Here is a 20819-nt window from a genome sequence, read left to right as displayed (position 1 = left end):
CGACCCCGATGCCCTGGATGACGACGACGGCACCGAATTCCCCGGTGCCGCCGAACTCTGGCGCCAGCTCAACCCGCCTGACGGCGCCAGCGCTCCAGCAACGGGCGCGCCAGCAGGCAGACGAATACCGGTCCGCCCGCCAGCAGATAAAAGTAGTAGGTAATCGCCCGCCAGATCACGATTGCCGCTGCTGCGGTCGAACTGCCCACCATGGGCGATAACAGGCTCGCCGAGGTCAGCTCGGCGGCGCCGGCTCCGCCGGGTAGCAGACTGAATTGCCCGGCACTGAGCGACAGCATCTGCACCAGAAAGCTGGGGATCCACGACAGCTGCGCGCCCAGTCCCTGCAGCACCAGGTACAGCACGCTGAAACGCAGGCTCCAATGCACGCAGGTAAGGCTGAAGACCAGCGCCAGCGTGCGTTTGGGCAACTGCCAGGTCTGCGCCAGCGCATCGATGAAATGAAGTACCTTGCGCGCCCAGCGTCGACGGCGCTGCGGCGTCACACCCAAGCGTCGCAACAGGCGCCCATTGAAACGCAACACCGCGCGTCGATAGCGCAGCAACACCACCACCAGCGCCAGCGCCGCACAGAGCAACAGCGCGCTGCCCAGCAGCATGCTTTCCTGACTGCGACCCAGGCTATGGAACAGCGCATAGCCGGAAATCGCCAGCATCGCGCAGAAGAAGAACAGCAGGTCATTGAGCTGATCCATGGCAAATACCGCACCACTGCGCGCCGCTCCGATGTGATTGCGTGCCAGCAAGGCCATGAGGGTTACCGGACCGCCGCTCCCGCCGGGGGTAGTGCAGATCGCGAACTCGGTGGCCATGATGACGCCGACGCTGCGCAGGACGCCCAATCGTGCGCCGTGCTGACCCAGCAGCAAGCGCAAGCGCATGGCGTTGATGACCCAGCACAGGACGATCATGCCCAGCAGACCCAGCAGCAGCTCTGGGTCGAAGGTCTTGAGTCTGGGCAGCAGCTCGCTGCCGCCAAGCCATGCCGGTACCAGCACGGCCCCAAGCAGTGCCAGGCCCAGCCAGCCCCAGCGATTCATGCCGCCACCTGGCGCTCCAGCCAGGTTGATTTGGTCAGCGGTTCGCGGCCTTGCAGCAGCAGGTCATCCAGGGTATTGAGCCAATAGTCGCGCGAAGAACGGTGGCGCATGTCCACCGGGTGCAGGCCCAGGCGCAGGGTATCGGCTGTGCGCCAGCGTTGGCACTGCCAATCGCAAAGCACCTTGGACAGACCGCGGCGCCAGGCGCTGCGGGCACTCCAGACCAAGCCTGGGGCGTCGTATGCGGTGAAATCCGGCAATCGATACAGGTGCTGCGGCGTGCTGGTGTAGCGCAGCGGCAGTTGGCTCAGGGCCTGCCGTGTACCCTGGCTCATCAGCCAGGCCGGGGCGACGAAGCCTGCCACCGGCCAGCCCTGGCGCTCGAACACTGCCAGGCCCTGCTCCAGTCGCTGCATGGCCTGCGCCTGATCGAGGGCATAGAACTCGCCTTCGTGGGTATAGATGCGCCGCATGAAGAAATCGCTGATGCCGCGCGGTGCCGGTCCGTCGTCAGCGTGGAAGAAACCGTGCAAGGCGAGCTCATCGCCCTTGGCCAGGCGCCGTTCGAGCAGGCGGCAGAACGACGGCGACTGGCCTAGCGGGTTGCGGTGATGAAAGTCCGGAACCACCAGCCAGGTCATCGGTACATGGCCCATTTCGTCCACCGCCTGCACGAAAGGCTCGTAGTCCGGCCAGGTTTCCGGGGCGACGTCGTGAAGCACCAGCATGACGCTGCCTGGGTGGGTGAGTGAATCAGCCATGGGCGCGTACCTGTGGTTGATGGCCGACCACGGCGTGGTAGTGATGCAGCAGGCCGGTCACGACGCTGTCCCACGAATAGTGCTGCTCGACATGCCGACGCGCCTGGGCGCCCAGCTTGCGCACGCCGGCCTCGAACACCTCGCGCACGGCCATGGCCATGGCGTGGGCGTCATTGGGCCGGCACAGGCGCCCGCAGTTGTCATTGACGATCTCGCCAAACGCCCCGGCCTTGACGGCGACCACCGGCGTGGCGCTGGCCATCGCTTCGAGAATCACCAAACCAAAGGTTTCCTGATCTCCCGCGTGTACCAGCAGGTCGGCGCTGGCCATCAGCCGGGCGACTTCCTGAGGAGGCCTGAACTGGTCGATGACCGTGACGTTGTCCGGCACGTTGGCCGGCATGTTCGAGCCTACCAATAACAGGTGGTAAGGTCGCCCGAGGTGACGCATGCAGTCGAGCAGCACGGGCAGGTTCTTTTCCCGTGAGCCACGCCCGGCATAGATCAGCAGGCGCGCGGTGTCGGCAATGCCCAGTTCGGCGCGCACATGCGGGTCGCGCCGCTCGGGGTTGAAGGTTTCCAGATCGACGCCCAGGGGCTGCACGTGCACTTCGCGCACGCCGAGGCGGCGCAGCTTGTCGGCCATCACGGTGCTGGGTGCCAGCACTCGGTCGAAGTTGCCGTACAACTTGCTGACGTAGGCTTCAACATTGGGGGTGAACCAGTTGCCCATGCGGTTGCTCACCAACAGCGGTAGATCGGAGTGATAGAAGCCGATGACCGGCACGTCCAGCTGGCGCCGTGCTTCGAGCGCCGCCCAGGCGGTGAGGTAGGGGTCACCGACCTCGATCAGGTCGGGCTTGAGGTTGCGCAATACATTGCACCACGGCGCCAGGCGCACCGGAAATCGGTAGCCTTTGCCGAAGGGCAGGGGTGGTGCCGGGACGTGATAGATACCATCGGCATGGGTGGCGCTGGCGCCGGGTATCAGCAAACTGTGGCGTACGTCCGCAATGGCATCGAGGCGATGGTGTTTGGCATCAAGGTAAGTCCGCACGCCGCCACTGGCTGGGGCGTAGAACATGGTGATGTCAGCGATGTGCACGATCAGCATCCCTCCGGGATCGTCTTCGAGTCTGTCATACGGCTGCAATGAGCCGGCGGTGACGCGCCTAAAGATTGACCTTGCGACAGGGGAGTTTGTTCGGTCGGATTGGGGGAGGGCAGCTGCAAGCTACAAGTCAAAAGCTCCGGGCGATCGCCGTCTTGCTTTTACTTGCAGCTTGCAGCTTGCCACTCAGATGCGGAAGGTGCCGACCAGGTGCTTGAGGCGGGTGGCCTGTTGTTCCAGGTCCGAGCAGGCGCGCAGGGTCGCCTGCAGGTTTTCCACGCCTTCCTGGTTGAGCATGTTGATCTCGTTGATGTCCATGTTGATCGAGTCGACCACGGCGGTCTGCTCTTCGGTGGCGGTCGCCACCGACTGGTTCATGCCGTCGATTTCACCGATACGCAGCGTCACGCTGTCCAGACGTTCGCCGGCCTGATTGGCGATCTGCATGCTGTCCTGGCTGTGACGCTGGCTCTGGCCCATGGTGTCCACCGACTCGCGCGCGCCGACTTGCAACTCTTCGATCATGGTCTGCACTTGCTGCGCCGACTCCTGGGTGCGATGGGCGAGGTTGCGTACCTCGTCAGCGACCACGGCAAACCCACGCCCCGCCTCACCGGCTCGGGCCGCCTCGATGGCGGCATTGAGGGCCAGCAGGTTGGTCTGTTGCGAGATGCTGGTGATCACTTCGAGAATCTGACCGATGTTCACTGTCTTGCTGTTGAGCGTCTCGATGTGCGCACTGGAGCTGACGATCAGGTCCGATAGCCGGTTCATCGCGGCGATGTTGCGCTCGACCACCTGCTGGCCTTCCTCAGCCAGCAGGCGTGCGGAACTGGCGTGCTGCGAAGCCTGGGCGGCATTGCCGGCGATCTCCTGGGCTGCGGCGCCCAGTTCGTTGATGGCAGCGGCCACACTGTTGGTACGGTTGGACTGCTCGTCGGAATTGCTCATCGACGAGTTGGACGCGCTGATGACCCGCAGCGCTACCTCGTTGACCTGCTCGGTGGCCGACGACACTTCACGGATCGAGCCATGAATGCGTTCGACGAAGCGGTTGAAGGCCTTGCCGAGGATGCCGAATTCGTCGTTGCTGTGAATGGTCAGGCGCTTGGTCAAGTCGCCTTCGCCTTCGGCGATGTCTTCCATGGCCCGGGTCATGGTGTGCAGCGGTTGCATCAGCACGCGAATCAGCAGGCCGAGCAGGCCGATGATGATCACCACCGCCACCACGGTGGCGATCACCGCCGAGGTGCGGAAGGTGCTGAGCATGGCGAACGCCTTGCCCTTGTCCACCGACAGGCCGAGGTACCAGTTGGCCGCAGGCAAGCCCTTGATCGGCGTGAAAGTCACCAGCCGGGCCTGGCCATTGGCATCGACCTCGGTCAGCTCACCGGACAGCTTGGGGGTACCTTGCGGGAACAAGTCTGACAGCGACTTCATCACCAGGTCCTGCTCCGGGTGCACGAGGATCTTGCCCTGGTCGTTGACCAGGAAGGCATAGCCCATGCCGCCGAAGTTCAGCGAATTGATGATCTGCACCAGGCCGTCGAGCGCCAGGTCGCCACCGACCACGCCGACATTTGCGGCGACCTTGCTGAGGATGCCGATGACCATCTTGTTGGTGGTCAGGTCGATGTACGGCTCGGTGAGGATTGCGCCCTGGGCATTCATGCCATCCTTGTACCAGGGGCGGGTGCGCGGGTCGTAGCCTTCGGGCATCTTGGCATCCGGGCGCACGCTGAAGCCGCCGTCGACCTTGCCCAGGTAGACGGTGAGAAAGCTTGAAATCAGCGCATTCTGACCCATCAGGGTTTCGGCACTGGCGGGTTGCTGGGCGATGTTCTGCGCCAGGTTTTCCACCAGTTTGATCCGGCCGTCGAACAGGTTGCGGATGTTGGTTGACGTCGATTCGCCCATCTCCGCCAGATAATTTTCCAGGTCTTCGCGGATGGCATTACGCTGAAGGTAGTCGTTGTACAGCGTGAACAGGCTAAAGGCGAGTATCACGATCAGAGACGCAGCCAACAGAATCTTGTGGCTGAAGCGCAGGTTTTTGTTCATGGCGTAATCGTTCCGCTAAGGTTTTTATCGGGCGTTCGCACGCGCGGGCACGCAACAGTGCAACTTGCCGAATATCCTTTTCGGTGGCTCCTGTCGGTTAAGGCGAATATCACCCACAGGTATCGGCCGAATTAAGCCAAAGCTTGAGCGGGGATTATCCAGATGGCTGAAACTTCCACCTTAGTTATAGGCGCCGATCCCAGCGGTCAGCCGGTACAGCAGGCGATGCGCCTGGCCAATCGCCATGGTTTGATCGCAGGGGCGACTGGCACGGGCAAGACCGTGACCTTGCAACACCTGGCCGAACAGTTCAGCGATGCCGGTGTGGCGGTGTTTGCCGCCGACATCAAGGGCGACCTGTGCGGCCTGGGTGCGCCCGGCGCACCCCAGGGTAAGGTCGCCGAGCGTATCGCCGGCATGCCCTGGCTTGGACACGCGCCGCGCGCTTATCCGCTGACCCTCTGGGACGTAGCCGGGCAATCGGGCCACCCATTGCGCACCACCTTGAGCGAAATGGGCCCGCTGCTGCTGGGCAATCTCCTGGAGTTGACCGACAGCCAGCAGGCCGCGTTGTATGCGGCGTTCAAGGTGGCCGACCGTGAAGGCCTGCTGCTGCTCGACTTGAAAGATCTCAAGGCGTTGCTGGCACACCTGAAGCAGCATCCGCAATTGCTCGGTGAAGACAGTGCGCTGGTCACCACGGCGTCGACGCAGGCCTTGTTGCGCCGGCTGGCGACCTTGGAGCAGCAAGGCGCCGAGGCGCTGTTCGGCGAGCCAGCGCTACAGCTTGAAGACATGCTGCAGCCCGACCGCGACGGCCGCGGGCGCATTCACCTGCTCGATGCCAGCCGCCTGGTACATGAGGCGCCCAAAGTCTACGCAACCTTCCTGTTGTGGCTGTTGGCCGAGCTGTTCGAGCAACTGCCTGAGCGCGGCGATGCCGACAAACCGGTATTGGCGCTGTTTTTCGATGAGGCGCACCTGTTGTTCAACGGCACGCCCAAGGCCTTGCAGGATCGGCTCGAGCAGGTGGTGCGACTGATCCGCTCGAAAGGGGTAGGGGTGTTCTTCGTCACCCAGTCACCGGGCGACCTGCCTGATAGCGTACTGGCGCAGCTGGGATTGCGCATCCAGCATGGCCTGCGCGCCTATACCGTGAAGGAGCAGAAAACGCTCAGGGCCGTGGCCGATGGCATGCGCGCCAACCCTGCATTCGATAGCTTGACGGTGCTGACTGAGCTAGGCATCGGTGAGGCGCTGGTCGGCACGCTGGAGGATAAAGGCACGCCGGCACAGGTGCAGCGCGTGCTGATCGCAGCGCCGCAGTCGCGCATCGGACCGTTGAGCGCCGCAGAGCGCGCGGCGTTGATTGCGAGCTCGCCGTTGCGCGGACGCTATGACCAGGCGGTCGACCGGGAGTCGGCGTATGAGCTGTTGACCCAGCGCAAAGGCGAGCCGGTCGAGCCTGCGCCAGTGCCCAAGGCAGAGGAAAGTTTTGCCGACAAGGCCGGAGAGTTTCTGCAGGGTGCAGCCGGTCAGGCCATCAAGTCTGCCGTGCGCCAGGCTGCCAATCAGCTGGGGCGGCAGTTGGTGCGAGGGATGCTGGGGTCGTTGCTCGGCGGCAAGCGAAAATGAGCGCAAGGCCCTGGGGCTAGTGCTGCTCACTGTGGGGGTCGACCCAGCTGGGCGACTCCCACAGCGCACTTTTCAGCGCAGCGTCACCGCTCAGGCCAGGGCCTTGGAGGCCAGCCAGAACAGGCCTGCAGCCAAGCCCATGGAAGCGGGCAGGGTCAACACCCAGGCCAGCAGGATGGTCTTCACGGTGCCGCCTTGCAGGCCGCTTTTGTTGGCGACCATGGTGCCGGCTACGCCGGACGACAGTACATGCGTGGTCGACACCGGCAGGGCGAACACGTTGGCCATGCCGATAGCGCAGGCGGCGGTGATCTGTGCCGACATGCCCTGGGCATAGGTCATGCCCTGCTTGCCGATCTTCTCACCGACGGTCAGTACCACCCGCTTCCAGCCCACCATGGTGCCCAGGCCCAAGGCCAGGGCCACGGCCACGATGACCCAGAACGGCGCGTATTCGGTGGTCGCGGTCAAGTCCTTGCGCAGTTTCTCGAGGTCGGCTTTTTCGCGGGCGTCCAGGCCTGGCAGCTTGCCGACTTTCTTCGCGGTGTCGTCCAGGCACAGCAGGTAACGGCGTACTTCGACGCGCTTGTCAGTATCCAGTGCGTGGTAGTCGGTCACCCCTTGCAGCGAGGACTGCAGGGCCGCGATGGTCGGCTCGGTCTGCTGCGGGTTGCAGCTGAACTGCTCCGGCAGGTCGGTCGACTTGGCCTTGCCCAGGGCCAGGAACTCACCCAGGGTGGCAGCATTGCGCTCGTAGAACTGGCTCATGTGCAGAGTGGCGTCGCGGGTACGCTCGATCTGGTAGGTGGTGCTGTTGAGGTCGAGCACGAACTTGGCGGGCACGATACCGATCAGCACCAGCATGATCAGGCCGATACCTTTCTGGCCATCGTTGGAGCCATGCACGAAGCTCACGCCCATCGCCGAGATCACCAGCACCAGGCGGTTCCAGAACGGTGGATGTTTTTTGTCGTCGAGCTTGCGGCGCTGCTCCGGCGTCTTGTGCATCTTCGACAGGGGGCGCCACCACTTCAGGCCGATCAACACCAGTGCTGCAACGGCGAAGCCAGCCATCGGCGAGACCACCAGCGACATGGCGATGTCGATCGCCTTTTGCCAGTTGACGCCGTCACCGAGGGGGATGTCGTTGATCAGGGCATTGGCCAGACCTACACCGAGGATCGAGCCGATCAACGTGTGCGAGCTCGACGCCGGGATGCCGAAGTACCAGGTGCCCAGGTTCCAGGTGATGGCGGCGGCCAGCAACGAGAAGACCATGGCCAGGCCGTGACCGGTGTTGACATTGATCAGCAGCTCGACCGGCAGCAGGTGAACGATGGCGTAGGCCACCCCCACGCCGCCCAGCAGCACGCCGAGGAAGTTGAAGATCCCGGAGAAGAACACAGCCAGGTGTGGAGGCATGGCTTTGGTATAGATGACGGTGGCTACCGCGTTGGCGGTGTCATGAAAGCCATTGATGAACTCGAAGGCGAGCACGAAGGTCAAGGCGAGCAGCAAGCTCACCAACACCCAGGCATCCAGTCCGCTGAATAAATCGATCATGAAGGTTGTCTGGCGGTCATAGGGGGGCGGGATTATGCCAGAAAACCTTGGCAATCGATGCACCCGCCACTGACCGATGGCAGCCCTGCGTGCGCTGGATCAACCTTTTTTAAGCAGGTATCCGGGCGTGTAAATTCGTCGAAAAGGCAGCAAAAATCGGAAACGGAAGCAATTTTTCTGTAAAAAGCAGCATGCGAGCCCGTTCAAACGCTTGTATGAAATTTGTGTAATTCCATTTCATCAGCGCCGATTGGGTAAAGATCGCCACCTTCGCGTCGCCCAGCCTGATCGCATCAAGGTTGCAGCGGGCAGTTCAAGGGTGCTCGCTGCGCAGTTCCTTTTCCATTTTTTCCAGCTCCTGGCTGAAGGCCTGGTCCTGGACAGTGGCACGTTTGCGCCAAGGCTTGCGCTCGGGTTCCGTTTGCGCCGCATAGGTGGTGACTTCGCCACCGTAAACTTCCGTGTAACGTTCAGCCTGGCGCTCGAGTTCAGCGCGCAGTTCTTCTTTCGTCACAGTGTTACCTGAATAGTTGATAAACATGGGAGCCCGCGTGCAACTTCTGTTTGCCGAGCGGGTGCTGGCACTTCGGTTCCTGAGGAGTGGGTCGGCGTAGCGCCGATTCGGGCCAGCGAAACCGATTATAGCAAGCGGACATAGTTCAAACAGGCTTTTGTTCGCGGCCAACGACAAGTTGTCCATTTACAACTGCCTTGTAAATAAGAGCGAACAGGCGGCGCGAGAGTTCGATGCAATTGCAGCACGGTATAAATAAAACGGCCCCGCACGAGGCGAGGCCGTTGCCTGAGACTTCTACGGTGGGTACCTGACCAGTCTCTCCAAAGAAGCCACATGTGGCAGAGGAAAGGTATAAGCAAATTTGTCAGCGGTCAATTGCGATTATCGGCCGTTCGTTCGATAATCGCACGAGCCAGCGATTTATTTTGAGGTAAGCGATGAGCGACGACACCATGGCCGAGGACGCCACCCATCCCGAGGAAGCTCGCCTGAGCGCACCGGCATTGGCACCGCCCATCGTGGCATCGCCGGCCAAACGCATCCAGGCCTTCACCGGTGACCCTGACTTCATGACCTCGCTGGCGCGAGGCCTGGCAGTGATCCAGGCGTTCCAGGAACGTAAACGGCATCTGACCATCGCCCAGATCAGCCATCGCACGGAAATCCCCAGGGCTGCCGTGCGTCGCTGCCTGCATACCTTGATCAAGCTGGGCTACGCGACGACGGATGGGCGCACCTACTCGTTGCTGCCCAAGGTGCTGACCCTCGGGCATGCCTACTTGTCCTCGACGCCACTTGCCGTGTCGGCGCAGCCTTATCTGGACCGCATCAGCGATCAGCTGCACGAGGCGGCCAACATGGCCACTCTCGAAGGCGACGACATCCTCTATATCGCCCGCTCGGCCACGGTCGAGCGCCTGATTTCGGTGGACCTTTCGGTGGGTGGGCGGCTGCCGGCTTATTGCACTTCCATGGGCCGCATTCTGCTGGCGGCGATGGATGACACCAGCCTGCGTGAATACCTTGCCCGCGCCGACCTCAAGGCGCGCACCAGTCGTACCCTGCACGATGCCGACTCGCTGTTCGCCTGTATTCAGCAGGTACGGGCGCAGGGTTGGTGCGTGGTCGACCAGGAACTGGAGCAAGGCTTGCGCTCGATTGCGGTACCCATCTACGACGCCTCCGGCCAGGTACTGGCCGCGCTGAACGTCAGTACCCACGTCGGCCGGGTCAGTCGCGGCGAACTGGAACAGCGTTTCCTGCCGATCTTGCTGGCGGCCAGTCGCGACCTGTGTCACCAGCTGTTCGGCTGAACGAGCGCCAATCGCCAGGGTGCTGCGCATTGCGTGCGATAAACGCACAGTGTCGTTTGAGCTCAATTGCGCAGCGCCTGCTTGCTGATTAATGTCTCTCGCACCGGTCGGCTCGCCGACCGAATACAAGAACAACATCAGAGGCGCATCCCATGACCACTGTCACTCCACTGTCGCGGCCCCATTCGTCCGCGCTGCCGTTATATCCAGGCTGATTCCGGCCGCACTGTCTTGCTGTCAAAGCCCTGTACGGTCGATACACGTGCAGTGGCCCAACCGTGCCTTCTTTCTGGATAACAACAATGAACCAAGCACATGCTGTCGGGAGCAATCTCGACGTTCAGGCATTGATCAACGAGCAACCTTTGTCGCGCTACCAGTGGCGCGTGGTGCTGCTCTGCTTTCTGATCGTCTTTCTTGATGGGCTCGACACTGCGGCAATGGGCTTCATCGCTCCGGCCCTGTCTCAGGAGTGGGGGATCGACCGCGCCAGTCTCGGTCCGGTGATGAGCGCGGCGCTGATCGGCATGGTGTTCGGTGCGCTGGGTTCCGGGCCGCTGGCCGACCGTTTCGGGCGCAAAGGCGTACTGGTGGGCGCGGTGCTGGTCTTTGGCGGCTTCAGCCTGGCTTCGGCGTACGCCAGCAATGTCGATCAACTGTTGGTGCTGCGTTTTCTGACCGGCCTGGGCCTGGGGGCGGGGATGCCCAATGCCACCACGTTGCTGTCGGAATACACCCCCGAGCGGCTCAAATCGCTGCTGGTCACCAGCATGTTCTGCGGCTTCAACCTCGGCATGGCCGGGGGCGGCTTCATTTCCGCCAAGCTGATTCCCGCTTACGGTTGGCACAGTTTGTTGGTCATTGGCGGGGTTCTGCCGCTATTGCTGGCCGTGGTGCTGATGCGCTGGTTACCCGAGTCGGCGCGGTTTCTGGTGGTGCGTAACCGTGGCACGGACAAGGTACGCAGGACGTTGTCGCCAATTGCGCCAAGCCTGGTGGCACAGGCTGCCAGATTCAGCGTGCCGGAACAGAAGGCCGTGGCTGCGCGCAATGTATTCGCGGTGATCTTCTCTGGCACCTTTGGACTGGGCACCGTGCTGTTGTGGCTGACCTATTTCATGGGCCTGGTGATCGTCTATCTGCTGACCAGCTGGCTGCCGACCTTGATGCGTGACAGTGGTGCCAGCATGGAACAGGCCGCGTTCATCGGCGCGCTGTTCCAGTTTGGCGGAGTGCTCAGCGCGGTGGCGGTCGGGTGGGCCATGGACCGCTTCAATCCACACAAGGTCATTGGCCTGTTCTACCTGCTGGCCGGAGTGTTCGCCTACGCCGTCGGCCAGAGCCTGGGCAACATCACCGTGCTCGCCACACTGGTGCTGGTCGCCGGCATGTGCGTGAACGGTGCGCAGTCGGCGATGCCGTCGCTGGCAGCACGCTTCTACCCGACCCAGGCCCGCGCCACGGGGGTATCCTGGATGCTCGGCATCGGCCGATTCGGCGCCATCCTCGGTGCCTGGAGCGGCGCCACCCTGTTGGGCCTGGGCTGGAACTTCGAGCAGGTGCTGACGGCCTTGCTGGTCCCGGCAGCCTTGGCCACGCTTGGGGTGATCATCAAAGGCTTGGTCAGCCATGCCGACGCCACCTGACGCCGCGGCCCTTTGGTGACGCAGGCGACGGCCTGCAGAATCGTTCGATAATCGCACGAATAGTCGATTATCGGATTGTACGGCGTCCCTCGTCTGCTTAATCTGAGCCCACTGTAGCGCCCTGACCAGGAGTCTCCCAATGGCTGCAATTCTCTCGCTTCACGAGGCCGTGAAGCAGTTCATTCAGGACGGCGACAGCGTCGCCCTCGAAGGCTTCACCCACTTGATCCCCACGGCTGCCGGTCACGAGATCATCCGTCAGGGTAAACGCGACCTGACCTTGGTGCGCATGACCCCGGACCTGATCTACGACCAGCTGATCGGCGCCGGCTGCGCCCGCAAGCTGATCTTCTCCTGGGGCGGCAATCCGGGGGTCGGCTCGCTGCACCGCCTGCGCGATGCCGTGGAAAAGCAGTGGCCGCACCCGATCGAGATCGAAGAGCACAGCCACGCCGATCTGGCCAACGCCTATGTCGCCGGTGCCTCGGGCCTGCCGTTCGCAGTGCTGCGGGCCTACGCAGGCTCCGACCTGCCCAAGGTCAACCCGCTGATCAAGAGCGTGACCTGTCCCTTCACCGGCGAAGTGCTGGCAGCGGTGCCCTCGGTGCGCCCGGACGTGACGGTGATCCATGCGCAGAAAGCCGACCGCAAGGGCAATGTGCTGCTGTGGGGCATCCTGGGCGTGCAGAAAGAAGCGGCCCTGGCCGCCAAGCGCTGCATCGTCACCGTCGAGGAAATCGTCGACGACCTGCAGGCGCCGATGAATGCCTGCGTGTTGCCGACCTGGGCCCTGAGTGCGGTGTGCCTGGTCCCAGGTGGCGCACACCCCTCCTATGCGCATGGTTACTACGAGCGTGACAACCGCTTCTACCAGGCCTGGGACCCGATTGCGCGCAATCGCGAGACGTTCAGCGCCTGGATCGACACCTACATCCGTGGCACTGCCGATTTCAACGCGTTCCAGGCCAAGCTGAACAGCACCGCGGAGGCTGCACAATGAGCTACTCGACTTCCGAAATGATGACCGTTGCCGCTGCCCGCCGCCTGCGCAATGGCGCCGTCTGCTTCGTCGGCATAGGCTTGCCGTCGAAGGCGGCCAACCTGGCGCGCCTGACGTCCTCGCCGGATGTGGTACTGATCTACGAATCAGGCCCGATCGGCGCCAAGCCCAGCGTGCTGCCGCTGTCGATCGGCGACGGCGAGCTGGCCGAAACCGCCGACACCGTGGTGCCGACCGGGGAGATCTTCCGCTACTGGCTGCAAGGCGGGCGCATCGACGTCGGTTTTCTGGGCGCAGCCCAGGTCGACCGCTTCGGCAATATCAACACCACCGTGGTCGGCGATTATCATGCGCCGAAGACCCGTCTGCCGGGTGCCGGTGGGGCGCCGGAAATTGCCGGCTCCGCCAAGCAAGTGTTGATCATTCTCAAGCAGTCGCCGCGCGCCTTCGTGGAAAAACTCGACTTCATCACTTCGGTCGGCCACGGCGAGGGCGGTGATTCGCGCGAGCGCCTCGGGCTGCCGGGCGACGGGCCGGTCGGCATCATCACCGACCTGTGCATCATGGAGCCGGAAGCCGGCAGCCACGAATTCGTGGTGACCGCCATTCATCCAGGCGTGACCCGTGAGCAGATCATTGCCGCCACCGGCTGGTCGATCCGCTTCGCCGACGACGTGCAGACCACCGCCGAGCCCACTGCAGCCGAGCTGGGCGCGCTGCGCGACCTTGAAGCTAGAACCGCCGCGGCCCATGGCCAGGTGGCAGGAGAAGCCTGATGCGCGACGTATTCATCTGTGACGCCATCCGCACCCCGATCGGCCGCTTCGGCGGTGCCTTGGCCGCGGTGCGCGCCGATGACCTGGCCGCGGTGCCGCTCAAGGCGTTGATCGAGCGCAACCCGTCGGTGCAGTGGGACCAGCTCGATGAAGTGTTCTTCGGCTGCGCCAACCAGGCTGGTGAGGACAACCGCAACGTCGCGCGCATGGCCCTGCTGCTGGCCGGCCTGCCCGAGACGATCCCGGGGGTGACCCTCAACCGCCTGTGCGCCTCGGGCATGGATGCGATCGGCACGGCGTTTCGCGCCATCGCCAGTGGCGAAATGGAGCTGGCGATCGCGGGCGGCGTGGAGTCGATGTCGCGTGCGCCGTTCGTCATGGGCAAGGCTGAAAGCGCCTACTCGCGCGGCATGCAGCTCGAAGACACGACTATCGGCTGGCGCTTCGTCAACCCGTTGATGAAAAGCCAGTACGGCGTCGATTCCATGCCCGAGACCGCCGATAACGTGGCTGACGATTTCCAGGTGTCGCGCGCCGACCAGGACGCCTTCGCTGTGCGCAGCCAACAGAAAGCCGCAGCGGCGCAGGCTGCAGGGTTCTTCGCCGAAGAAATCGTGCCCGTGCGCATCGCCCACAAGAAAGGCGAAACCGTGGTCGAGCAGGATGAGCACCTGCGCCCGGACACCACCCTCGAAGCTCTGGCCCGGCTCAGGCCGGTCAATGGCCCGGACAAGACCGTTACCGCTGGTAATGCCTCGGGCGTCAATGACGGTGCTGCAGCGTTGATCCTGGCCTCGGCTGCAGCGGTGCAGCGCCACGGCCTGACCCCGCGGGCGCGGGTGTTGGGCATGGCCAGCGCCGGCGTTGCGCCGCGCGTGATGGGTATCGGGCCGGTGCCGGCGGTGCGCAAGTTGACCGAGCGCCTGGGCCTGGCAGTGAGCGATTTCGATGTCATCGAGCTCAACGAAGCCTTCGCCAGCCAGGGCCTGGCAGTTCTTCGCGAGCTAGGCGTGGCCGACGATGCGCCACAGGTGAATCCCAATGGCGGTGCCATCGCCCTCGGCCATCCATTGGGCATGAGCGGTGCGCGCCTGGTGCTGACGGCGCTGCACCAGCTGGAACGAAACGGGGGACGCAAGGGCCTGGCGACCATGTGCGTCGGTGTCGGCCAGGGGCTGGCATTGGCCATCGAGCGCGTCTGAGCTGTTCCGGTCTGCGTGTGGGCGGGCCGGGGCGCGGGGTTGTTCTGCTTCGGTTCGGCGCTGCCCACTGCACAACGCCGGTCTGAGGCGTGGCAACGCCGCGATCCGGCCCGCCCATGCGCGGGCCAACTTGTACGGCACTAGGCCAATTGCCAGTCCCGCCCGCTGAACGAGTGTGTTACTAGGTATGTCTAGACTTACCTTTGACCCCTCCTGGAGCACAACTGCCATGACCACAACGCATTACACCGGTGAAGAGCGTAGCAAGCGCATCTTCGCCATCGTCGGTGCCTCATCGGGCAATCTGGTGGAATGGTTCGACTTCTACGTCTACGCCTTCTGCGCCATCTACTTCGCCCCGGCGTTCTTCCCGTCCGACGACCCCACCGTGCAGTTGCTCAATACCGCCGGCGTGTTCGCTGCAGGCTTTCTCATGCGCCCGATCGGGGGCTGGATCTTCGGCCGCCTGGCCGACCGCCACGGGCGCAAGAATTCGTTGATGATCTCGGTGCTGATGATGTGCTTCGGCTCGCTGCTGATCGCCTGCCTGCCGACCTACGCCAGCCTCGGTGCCTGGGCACCGGCGCTGCTGTTGCTGGCACGCTTGATCCAGGGCCTGTCGGTCGGTGGCGAATACGGCACCACGGCGACCTACATGAGCGAGGTGGCGCTGCGCGGCCAGCGCGGCTTCTTCGCCTCGTTCCAGTATGTGACCTTGATTGGCGGCCAGTTGCTGGCGGTACTGGTGGTGGTGATCCTGCAACAGCTGCTCAGCGAAGACGAGCTGCGCGCCTGGGGCTGGCGCATTCCGTTCGTGGTCGGCGCCATCGCCGCCCTGATCTCGCTGATGCTGCGCCGCTCGCTGCATGAGACCAGCAGCGCCGAAACCCGCAAGGACAAGGACGCCGGCACCATCAAGGGGTTGTTCCGCAACCACACCGCCGCGTTCATCACCGTGCTGGGCTACACCGCTGGCGGCTCGCTGATCTTCTACACCTTCACCACCTACATGCAGAAATACCTGGTCAACACTGCCGGCATGAGCGCCAAGAGCGCCAGCTTCGTGATGACCGGCGCGCTGTTCCTGTTCATGGTCGTGCAGCCGTTGTTCGGCATGCTCTCCGACCGCATCGGCCGGCGCAACTCGATGCTGCTGTTCGGTGCGCTGGGCACGCTGTGCACGGTGCCGCTGCTGATGGCGCTGAAGACCGTGACCAGCCCGCTGATGGCCTTCGTGCTGATCAGCCTGGCGCTGTGCATCGTCAGCTTCTACACCTCGATCAGCGGCCTGGTCAAAGCCGAGATGTTCCCGCCGCAGGTGCGCGCCCTCGGCGTGGGCCTGGCTTACGCGGTGGCCAACGCGGCGTTCGGCGGTTCGGCTGAATACGTGGCCCTGGGCTTGAAGACCCTGGGCATGGAAAACACCTTCTACTGGTACGTGACGGCCATGATGGCGATCGCCTTCCTGTTCAGCCTGCGTCTGCCCAAACAGGCCGAGTACCTGCACCACGATCACTAAGGACGTTGCATGAGCAACCAACTGTTCGACGCTTACTTCACCGCGCCGGCCATGCGCGAAGTCTTCTGCGACCGCGGTCGCCTGCAGGGCATGCTGGACTTCGAAGCTGCGCTGGCGCGCGCCGAGGCCTCTGCCGGCCTGGTGCCCCCCAGCGCCGCGCTCGCCATCGAAGCCGCCTGCCAGGCCGAGCGCTACGATGTGCAGGCCTTGGCCAATGCCATCGCCACGGCTGGCAATTCCGCCATCCCGCTGGTCAAGGCGCTGGGCAAGGTCATCGCCAGCGGCGTGCCCGAGGCCGAGCGTTACGTGCACCTGGGCGCCACCAGCCAGGACGCCATGGACACCGGGCTGGTCCTGCAACTGCGCACGGCATTGGCGCTGATCGAGCAAGACTTGAGCCGGCTGGCCGATACCCTGGCGCGGCAGGCCTTGCGACATGCCGATACGCCGCTGGTTGGACGCACCTGGCTGCAACATGCGACGCCGGTCACCCTGGGCATGAAGTTGGCCGGTGTGCTCGGGGCGCTGACGCGCCATCGGCAACGTCTGCAGGAGCTGCGTCCGCGTCTGTTGGTGCTGCAGTTCGGCGGTGCGTCGGGCAGCCTCGCGGCGCTGGGCAACAAGGCCTTGCCGGTGGCCGAAGCGCTGGCTGAACAACTGCAGCTGAGCCTGCCTGAACAGCCCTGGCATACCCAGCGCGACCGCCTGGTGGAGTTTGCTGCCGTGTTGGGCATGCTGGCCGGCAGCCTGGGCAAGTTCGGCCGCGATGTCAGCCTGCTGATGCAGACCGAAGCGGGCGAGCTGTTCGAGCCCTCGGCGCCGGGCAAGGGTGGTTCGTCGACCATGCCGCACAAGCGCAACCCGGTGGGCGCGGCGGTGCTGATCGGCGCCGCCACGCGGGTCCCGGGGCTGGTCTCGACGTTATTGACCGCCATGCCCCAGGAGCACGAACGCAGCCTTGGCCTGTGGCATGCGGAATGGGAAACCTTGCCGGAAATCTGCTGCCTGGTATCCGGCGCCCTGCGCCAGGCCCAGCTGATTGCCGAAGGCATGGAGGTGGACGCCCTGCGCATGCGCCGCAACCTCGAGCTGACCCAGGGCCTGGTCCTGGCCGAAGCGGTCAGCAGCGTGCTGGCCCAGCGCCTTGGCCGCGACTGCGCCCACCACCTGCTCGAGCAGTGCTGCCAGCGCGCCGTCGCCGAACAGCGCCACCTGCGTGCGGTACTCGCTGACGAGCCGCAGGTCACTGCCGAACTGGGCGCCGACGAGCTCGACCGGCTGCTGGACCCTGCCCATTACCTTGGCCAGGCCCGCGTCTGGGTGGCGCGGGCGGTGGCCGAACATCAACATCTGACTGCTTGAAGGAGACCGCTGTGGCGACGTTGCAATTGGCCGATGGCGCGCTGAACTATCGACTCGACGGGCCGGCGGATGCGCCGGTGCTGGTGCTGTCCAACTCGCTGGGCACCGACCTTGGCATGTGGGACAGCCAGATCGCACTGTGGAGCGAGCACCTGCGGGTGCTGCGCTATGACACGCGCGGGCACGGTGCCTCGCAGGTCACCCCAGGCCCGTACAGCATCGAACAATTGGGCCAGGATGTGCTGGCGCTGCTCGATGCCCTGGACATTCACCATGCGCATTTCGTTGGCCTGTCCATGGGCGGCTTGATTGGCCAATGGCTGGGAATCCATGCCGGCGAGCGCCTGCACAGCCTGACGCTGTGCAACACGGCGGGCAAAATCGCCAATGACGAGGTGTGGAACAGCCGTATCGACACGGTCCTCAAGGGCGGGCAGCAAGCCATGGCTGACCTGCGCGATGCTTCCATCGCGCGCTGGTTCACACCGGCCTTCGCCACCGCGCAGCCGCAACAGGCACAGCGGATCTGCCAGATGCTGGCGCACACCAGCGCGCAGGGCTACGCGGCCAACTGCGCGGCGGTGCGCGATGCCGATTTTCGCGAGCAGCTCGGGCTTATCAAGGTGCCGACGCTGATCGTCGCCGGCAGCGCAGACGCGGTGACTACCCCCGAGCATGGGCGCTTCCTGCAACGTCACATCGTCGGTGCGACCTATGCCGAATTCCCGGCTGCGCACCTGTCCAATGTCGAGGTCGGCGAGCCATTCAGCCGCCGCGTGCTCGATTTCCTGCTGGCTCGCTGAGGTGATTGCTGATGGATGAGAAACAACGCTACGAAGCTGGCATGCAGGTACGCCGGGCAGTATTGGGCGATGCCCACGTGGACCGCAGCCTGGAGAAGCTCAACGGCTTCAACTGCGAATTTCAGGAAATGATCACTCGCCATGCCTGGGGTGATATCTGGACCCGTCCAGGCCTGCCACGGCATACCCGCAGCCTGATCACCATCGCCATGCTGATCGGCATGAACCGCAACGACGAACTCAAGCTGCACCTGCGGGCGGCGGCCAACAATGGCGTGACCCGTGACGAGATCAAGGAAGTGCTGATGCAGAGTGCGATCTATTGCGGCATTCCAGCGGCCAACGCCACCTTCCATCTGGCTGAGTCGGTGTGGGATGAGCTGGGGCTGGAATCGCGCGCTTAAGCCCCGCGCAAGGCCACCGGCCCGGCATTGGCTTCCACGGCCTGTTTCAAGGCCGGGCACAGCCCGAGCATGAACGCAGCTTCTGCCACCACGAACAGCGGGCCGATGATCAGCCCGCTGATATCGTCGACGAAGGCCGGCTTGCGCCCTTCGTAGTGATGGCCGACGAACTGAATGATCCAACCCACCACGAATGCGCCCAGCCCCGCGCCGAGCCACACGCTGGTCGACTGCACGGCCAGCACCTGGCCGATCCACAGGCACAGGCCGAGCAATGCGCCCATGACCAGACCCAGGCGCAGGTCCAGGCGCAGGTAGAACCACACCGACGCCGCCGCGGCGAGCAGGGCCGGCGAAAGCCAGATACCGGCCACGTTCCAGCCGGGACGTGACAGCAGCACGGTAACGGCCACCACGATCAACGGAATCCCGACAAAGTGCGTGGCGATGTTGCGAGGGTCGCGGTGATAGTTGGCGTACTGGCTCAGGTGTTCGACGAGGGTTTTCATTGTTGTTCTCCCTGGTTTGCCGGGTGGCGGGCCGGCGCAAGCATTGGATATAGCCAGCATAGCCGGCAACTGCCAGCATCATCAGCGCCGCGAATGGCGTTACAACAGATTCAGCGGGTAACTGACGATCAACCGGTTCTCGTCGAAGGCATTGCTGCTGAAATCCCGGCGCATGGTGGAGTTGCGCCATTTCAGCGACAGGTCCTTGAACGTGCCTGACTGCACCACGTACGCCAGTTCGCTTTCCCGCGCCCACTCCTTGCCATCGCTCACCCCGCCTGCGCTGACGTTGTCCCCCTTGATGTAGCGGTTCATCAAGGTCAGGCCGGGGATGCCGACGCTGACGAAGTTGAAGTCGTGGCGCAGTTGCCAGGAGCGTTCCCTGGCATTGTCGAAGCTGGCGTTGTAGCTGTCGTTGGCCAGGGTGCCGCCGCTGGTGCCGTTGACCCGCAGCCAGGCATCGTCACCACTGACTTTCTGCAGGCCGATATAGAATGTATTGCCCTTGTAGCGCGCCGACAGCATCGCCGAGGCGGTACGGTTATCCAGCGCGCCGGCACGTTGCGCGCCGTCTTCCTTGCCGGTGAAGTAACCCAGGTTGGCGCCCAGGGTCCAGTCGCCCAGTGCTTGGCTGTGCTGCAGGTTCAGGTACTGCTGGCGGTAGATGTCCTTGAGCTGCGCGTGCCACGCACCGACCAGTGTGCGCTTGTCATTGAAGGTGTATTCGCCGCCGGCAAAATTGAAGCGGTCGGAGCTGAAGGCTGGGCGGCCATTGAGCGACATGTCGTCCATGCTGGCGTCATTGCGCGGGCTGTTGCCCCGGAACTGGCCGGCGTAGAGGGTCAGCCCGTCGATCTCCCTGGAGATGAGCTGGCCGCCTCGGAAGGTCTGCGGCAACGAGCGGCCGTCATCCGCGCGCAGTACAGGTAGCACTGGCATCCATTCGCCTACCTTCAACTCGGTGGCCGACAACCTGGCCTTCACGGCCACGCCCAGGCGGCCAAAGTCATCAGCTGGGCGGCCGTCGTCATGCACCGGCAGCAGATGTGTGTTGCTGGTGCCTTTGCCACCGTCGAGCTTCAGCGCGTACAGCCCCAGCACATCGATGCCTAAGCCCACGGTGCCTTGGGTAAACCCGGAGCGAGCATCGAGGATGAAACTCTGTGTCCACTCTTCGCCCTTGGCCTGAGGGTGTGCGGGGTCGATGAAGTTTCGGGTGATGTAGAAGTTGCGCAGGTTGAGGTTGGCCTTGGCGTCCTCGATGAAGCCGCCTGGCTGTTCGGCCCAGGCGGGCAGGGTGCAGGCGACGGCCAACAGGCCGGGCAGCAGCGGGCGTGCGGGTTGCATAGTGCTCATCGATCATGGATCTCTTGTTTTTATGGGCGAGCCGCTGCGCTGCAGGGCCAGGCCTGCAGGCGCGGGTCTTTTGATGAACTGTGCAACGTTGCCCGGCGATGGTGCGCGGTAGCAGCGCGGCGAGGCAATTCGCCGCAAGCGGTATTGGGCGGTAACCGAACGCTAAGTGCCCTCGGTATTTCCCCACTGAACAGCGCCCAATAAAAAGCCCACCGCCAGG

Annotated in this window: 17 protein-coding genes and 2 pseudogenes; 10 read left to right on the top strand and 9 right to left on the bottom strand. The window is 63.7% G+C overall.

The genetic code is table 11. From position 1 onward, the window contains the following. Positions 1–68: 68 nt before the first annotated feature. The 5 genes and pseudogenes from FS665_RS11895 to FS665_RS23915 all read right to left on the bottom strand — a co-directional run. A complete protein-coding gene (locus tag FS665_RS11895) occupies positions 69–1061 on the bottom strand; it encodes a lysylphosphatidylglycerol synthase transmembrane domain-containing protein (RefSeq protein ID WP_145188115.1) in 993 nt (330 codons plus the stop codon). Next, positions 1058–1822 (bottom strand): DUF2334 domain-containing protein, encoded by a 765-nt coding sequence (locus FS665_RS11890; RefSeq protein WP_145188112.1) that lies wholly within the window; start codon positions 1820–1822, stop codon positions 1058–1060. The genes FS665_RS11895 and FS665_RS11890 overlap by 4 nt, the downstream gene beginning before the upstream one ends. Then, positions 1815–2936: a glycosyltransferase family 1 protein gene (locus FS665_RS11885; protein ID WP_145188109.1), complete on the bottom strand. Its 1122-nt coding sequence runs from the start codon at positions 2934–2936 to the stop codon at positions 1815–1817. The genes FS665_RS11890 and FS665_RS11885 overlap by 8 nt, the downstream gene beginning before the upstream one ends. 183 nt (positions 2937–3119) lie before the next feature. Next, positions 3120–3716 (bottom strand): annotated as a pseudogene (locus FS665_RS23920) (methyl-accepting chemotaxis protein); the annotation flags it as partial. A gap of 261 nt (positions 3717–3977) precedes the next feature. Beyond that, positions 3978–4850, bottom strand: a pseudogene (locus tag FS665_RS23915) (cache domain-containing protein); the annotation flags it as partial. A 306-nt stretch (positions 4851–5156) separates the two neighbouring features. Between FS665_RS23915 and FS665_RS11875 the strand changes: the two are divergent. After that, positions 5157–6629, top strand: a complete 1473-nt coding sequence (locus FS665_RS11875) for a helicase HerA-like domain-containing protein (RefSeq protein ID WP_145188103.1) — start codon at positions 5157–5159, stop codon at positions 6627–6629. 90 nt (positions 6630–6719) lie between these two features. On the opposite strand, the gene FS665_RS11870 is transcribed toward FS665_RS11875, so the two are convergent. Both FS665_RS11870 and FS665_RS11865 read right to left on the bottom strand, forming a co-directional pair. Continuing rightward, on the bottom strand, positions 6720–8192 hold the full coding sequence (locus FS665_RS11870; RefSeq protein ID WP_145188101.1) for an inorganic phosphate transporter: 1473 nt from the start codon (positions 8190–8192) through the stop codon (positions 6720–6722). 313 nt (positions 8193–8505) lie between these two features. Next, positions 8506–8706 carry a hypothetical protein gene (locus tag FS665_RS11865; protein WP_145188098.1) on the bottom strand — a complete coding sequence of 67 codons (201 nt, stop codon included), beginning with the start codon at positions 8704–8706 and terminating at the stop codon, positions 8506–8508. Positions 8707–9161: 455 nt separating this feature from the next. Between FS665_RS11865 and pcaR the strand changes: the two genes are divergently transcribed. The 9 genes from pcaR (at position 9162) to pcaC (ending at position 18734) form a co-directional block, all read left to right on the top strand. After that, positions 9162–10022 carry a pca regulon transcriptional regulator PcaR gene (pcaR, locus tag FS665_RS11860; protein ID WP_145188712.1) on the top strand — a complete coding sequence of 287 codons (861 nt, stop codon included), beginning with the start codon at positions 9162–9164 and terminating at the stop codon, positions 10020–10022. Positions 10023–10324: 302 nt separating this feature from the next. Then, positions 10325–11668 (top strand): MFS transporter, encoded by a 1344-nt coding sequence (locus tag FS665_RS11855; protein WP_145188095.1) that lies wholly within the window; start codon positions 10325–10327, stop codon positions 11666–11668. A 139-nt stretch (positions 11669–11807) separates the two neighbouring features. Next, positions 11808–12668, top strand: a complete 861-nt coding sequence (locus FS665_RS11850) for a CoA transferase subunit A (RefSeq protein WP_145188091.1) — start codon at positions 11808–11810, stop codon at positions 12666–12668. Further along, positions 12665–13444 (top strand): CoA-transferase subunit beta, encoded by a 780-nt coding sequence (locus tag FS665_RS11845; RefSeq protein WP_145188088.1) that lies wholly within the window; start codon positions 12665–12667, stop codon positions 13442–13444. Before FS665_RS11850 ends, FS665_RS11845 begins: the two co-directional genes overlap by 4 nt. Beyond that, positions 13441–14646, top strand: a complete 1206-nt coding sequence (pcaF, locus tag FS665_RS11840; RefSeq protein ID WP_178108338.1) for a 3-oxoadipyl-CoA thiolase — start codon at positions 13441–13443, stop codon at positions 14644–14646. The genes FS665_RS11845 and pcaF overlap by 4 nt, the downstream gene beginning before the upstream one ends. A 229-nt stretch (positions 14647–14875) precedes the next feature. After that, positions 14876–16165, top strand: a complete 1290-nt coding sequence (locus FS665_RS11835; protein ID WP_145188081.1) for an MFS family transporter — start codon at positions 14876–14878, stop codon at positions 16163–16165. Between the two features lie 9 nt (positions 16166–16174). Beyond that, a complete protein-coding gene (locus tag FS665_RS11830) occupies positions 16175–17527 on the top strand; it encodes a 3-carboxy-cis,cis-muconate cycloisomerase (protein ID WP_145188077.1) in 1353 nt (450 codons plus the stop codon). Positions 17528–17538: 11 nt separating this feature from the next. After that, complete coding sequence (gene pcaD / locus FS665_RS11825; RefSeq protein ID WP_145188074.1) at positions 17539–18330, top strand: 3-oxoadipate enol-lactonase; 792 nt, start codon at positions 17539–17541, stop codon at positions 18328–18330. A gap of 11 nt (positions 18331–18341) precedes the next feature. After that, on the top strand, positions 18342–18734 hold the full coding sequence (pcaC, locus tag FS665_RS11820) for a 4-carboxymuconolactone decarboxylase (protein ID WP_145188072.1): 393 nt from the start codon (positions 18342–18344) through the stop codon (positions 18732–18734). Here pcaC and FS665_RS11815 read toward each other — a convergent pair. Together FS665_RS11815 and FS665_RS11810 are read right to left on the bottom strand one after the other, a co-directional pair. Beyond that, positions 18731–19243, bottom strand: coding sequence for a DUF962 domain-containing protein (locus FS665_RS11815; protein ID WP_145188071.1), 513 nt, complete (start codon positions 19241–19243; stop codon positions 18731–18733). The genes pcaC and FS665_RS11815 overlap by 4 nt on opposite strands. A gap of 99 nt (positions 19244–19342) precedes the next feature. Beyond that, entirely contained in the window at positions 19343–20599 is a 1257-nt protein-coding gene (locus FS665_RS11810) for an OprD family porin (RefSeq protein WP_145188068.1), read from the bottom strand. Positions 20600–20819 lie beyond the last annotated feature (220 nt).

The sequence above is a fragment of the Pseudomonas sp. URMO17WK12:I11 genome (genome assembly GCF_007677725.1).
In the GTDB taxonomy this organism is placed as follows: domain Bacteria; phylum Pseudomonadota; class Gammaproteobacteria; order Pseudomonadales; family Pseudomonadaceae; genus Aquipseudomonas.
Note: the sequence above shows the minus strand (reverse complement) of the source record. Positions and strands in the feature narration are given on the sequence as shown.